Below are 2893 nucleotides of genomic sequence, written 5' to 3'. Positions count from 1 at the left end.
CGCCAGCAGGGATCGTGAATCACAAAACCGCCGCCGTGTGAATCCGTGACGATTCAGCTCGCTCGAAAACCGCTCTAAGTCGACGGAAGTGAACACCTAAGTCGGATGCGGTCAGCTTCTAATCACTCGTAACCTTCTCGGCTCAGCTTTCGCTGCTGTTCAACTCCTCAGCTTCCCTCACGAAGCCTGCGGCGATCTGGAAAAGCGCCTCCGCCAGTTCCGGCGCTGCGCTAAGGAAGGGGGAATGGTCCGCGTCCAGGGTCACCACCGGGTCGCACGGGGCGGCGGCCTTGATCGACCGCTGCTTTGCCAAGTCGAGGTTGTTGTCGTCGGCGGTTTCGACGTAGGCGCGAGGTACGCGGCCCCATCGTGCAGCCGTCGCGGTAGTCGGCGTGGCGTTCGGAGCGGCCGGCTCGGGCAACAGGTGAGCCACGGCGTCCGCAGCGTCCTCTTCCGAGCAGCGATTGTAGAAAAGCCGCTTGGCCGCTTCGGCGCTGATCCCGATCGTCTTCCCGTCCGCCGCCGGCGTCGGGCCGTCCTCTCCCGGCACCTGCGGACCCATCACCTCCAGCGCCGTCCGCCCGGGAGGCACGATCAGCGCGCATACATGGATCAACCCGGCGAGCCGTTCCGGCAGGCGCTCCGCCACTTCGCCGACCACCAGCCCTCCGCGGCTGTGCCCCACGAGGATCACGGGCCCGTCCACCCCTCGGATGTGACCCGCGACATGGTCGCCCCACATGGCGAGCGTCACCTCCTCCGGACGCGTCGAGGAGCCAGGTACAAGCCCGGGCAGGTCGATGGCGAAGGCGCCGACGCCCCGCGCCTCGAGAAGCGGTATTACCCTACGCCACGATCGCGCGGAATGCATGGCTCCGGCGACCAGGATCAGCGTAATCATGTCGAACCTCTTGCCAAGAGCTTCGCGCGGTATGATGCAAACCAAAGACGGCCGACTGATTTGGATCAGTTCGACGTCAACTCACGCCACTCTTCGGTGTGCACGCAAGGAACTGTCAGTCTCATGCAGACCCTCTCCGCACGAGGCAGGTCGGGCTCTGGGTGCGGGATCCAGCTCGCGATGACTTGCCACTCCGCCCCGGGCTGCAAAGCGGCGTTCCTTGTAGGTCTGACGGTCGGCGAGTCGGCGTCGGAGGTTGAAGCGGTTGTGGACCTTGGCGCGGCTGCGACGACGAGCATCGCGCCGGCACGCTGGTTGAGGAAACGATCCTCTTCCGCTTCGCTCAATAAGTCGCAGGTAACAATGAGACACGCGGGCTGGCGCGCTAACCTGCACCCTGACTTCCAGGACGCCGGCTATCGTGCATGGTTCGCCAACATGCTTGATCTCGGCAGCAGCGATCACGCCAGTCAGCTCGACGGCTGCGCGAGGCAGATGACTGCAAGCGTGCCCGGTAGCTCGATATCGACATCACGACTCGGAGTCTGAGAGAATCCAGGGGGATGTTGGACCGCTCCTACCTCAATCGTTATACTTTTTTAGTCGACCGGGTTCGTCGTCGCGCGCTGGGCGATCCCGCACGCCGCACCACAGTTGATCCTGTTTCGCGCATGTCTCTCGCCGTCCTGCTGATGGGCGGGGCGGCAGCCGTCGCGCGCGAACATTGGCCCGGGAGGGAGTTAGCTGCACCTGCTTGCTGGCGGGCGATCAGCAGGGGCGCTTTTACTGCTGCGGCTTCCAGCCAAGGCCGAGGCTGCTCTGCAGGCCGATCCAGTCGGTGGTGAGCGTAGCCTGGGCCTGGGCGAGGCTCGTCTGGGTCTGGATGCGCTGGCGTTCCGTGTCGAGCGCATCGATCAGCGTGATCGTGCCGCCCCGGTAGCGCGTATCGGCGAGCGCCGCGGCCCGCGCGGCCGAGGCGGTGGCGTCCGCCAGGCTCGCGACGTTGTCGCGCTGATGGCCGAAGCGCGATAGCGCGTTCTCCGCATCGAGCAGCGCCTGCAGCACGGTCGATCGATACGCCGCGCGCGCCTGGTCGAAGCGGCCGCGCGACTGCTCGACCTGCGCCTTGAGCTGGGGGAAGCTGAGGAAGTTCCATGACAGCACGGGCGCGACCAGCTTGAGCAGGTTGCCGCCATCGAACAGGTTCGACACCTTGGTGGAGCCGTAGCCGATCGTGCCGTAGAGGTTCACCGTCGGGAAATACCGCGCGATGTTGGCGCCGACGTCCTCGTTGGCGGCGGAGAGCTGGCGTTCGGCCGCGCGGATGTCGGGGCGGCGGCGCAGCAATGCGGCGGGGTCGCCGATCGGCGTCTGGGCGGGCGGCAGCGGCAGCGCGCGCGGCGCGGTCACGGCCACGTCGAGCGAGCCCGGCTCGTGGCCGGCGAGCTGGGAGAGCTGGTCGGTATAGATCTCCACCTGCCCCGCGATCGGTACGACGGTCGCCTGGGTCTGCTTGAGCTGGGTGTAGACGCGCTCGACGTCGCTGTCGGTCGCGGTGCCGCCGAGCCGGCGTTGGCGGGTCAGCGCCAGCATGCGTTCCTGGACGGCGGTGTTGGCCTGCGCGAGCGTGAGCCGGGCTTGCGCGTCGCGCAGGTTGACGTAGGCGGTCGCCACGTCCTTGGTCAGCGTCACCCGTGCATCGTCGAGCTGCGCCTCGTCGGCCTGGAGCGTGGCGCGCGCCGCGGCGATCTGGCGCCGCGTGCCCCCGAACAGGTCGATCTCCCAGGTGGCGAGCAGCCCGACGTTGTAGAGGTTCTCCGGGATCTGGAAGGTCGACCCGTTCGTCCCGGTGCCGCCCGCTTCCCCGGTGCTCGCCGCGCCGCCGATCGCGTCGGTGATCCCGCTGGGCGCGTCGAGGCGCGCGTAGGTGACGTTCGCCCCGCCCTGCGGCAGCAGCGCCGAGGCGCTCTCGCGCACGCTCGCGCGCGCCTC

At 67.6% G+C, this 2893-nt stretch carries 2 protein-coding genes; both read right to left on the bottom strand.

The genetic code is table 11. The annotated features are described in order from the left end of the window. Window positions 1-142: 142 nt before the first annotated feature. Complete coding sequence (locus HUV01_RS14525) at window positions 143-901, bottom strand: alpha/beta fold hydrolase (RefSeq protein ID WP_174298916.1); 759 nt, start codon at window positions 899-901, stop codon at window positions 143-145. Window positions 902-1684: 783 nt separating this feature from the next. Then, the coding region (locus tag HUV01_RS14520; protein WP_174298915.1) for an efflux transporter outer membrane subunit at window positions 1685-2893 on the bottom strand (1209 nt) is incomplete at its 5' end.

This window comes from Sphingomonas bacterium, from assembly GCF_903643035.1.
Classification (GTDB): domain Bacteria; phylum Pseudomonadota; class Alphaproteobacteria; order Sphingomonadales; family Sphingomonadaceae; genus Sphingomonas.
The sequence above is the reverse complement of the archived record's forward strand: the minus strand, read 5'-3'. Positions and strand labels throughout refer to the sequence as shown.

Bases quoted from the DNA above. Each gene is read 5' to 3' on its own strand.
- HUV01_RS14525 (WP_174298916.1), bottom strand. From the start codon at position 901: ATGATTACGCTGATCCTGGTCGCCGGAGCCATGCATTCCGCGCGATCG.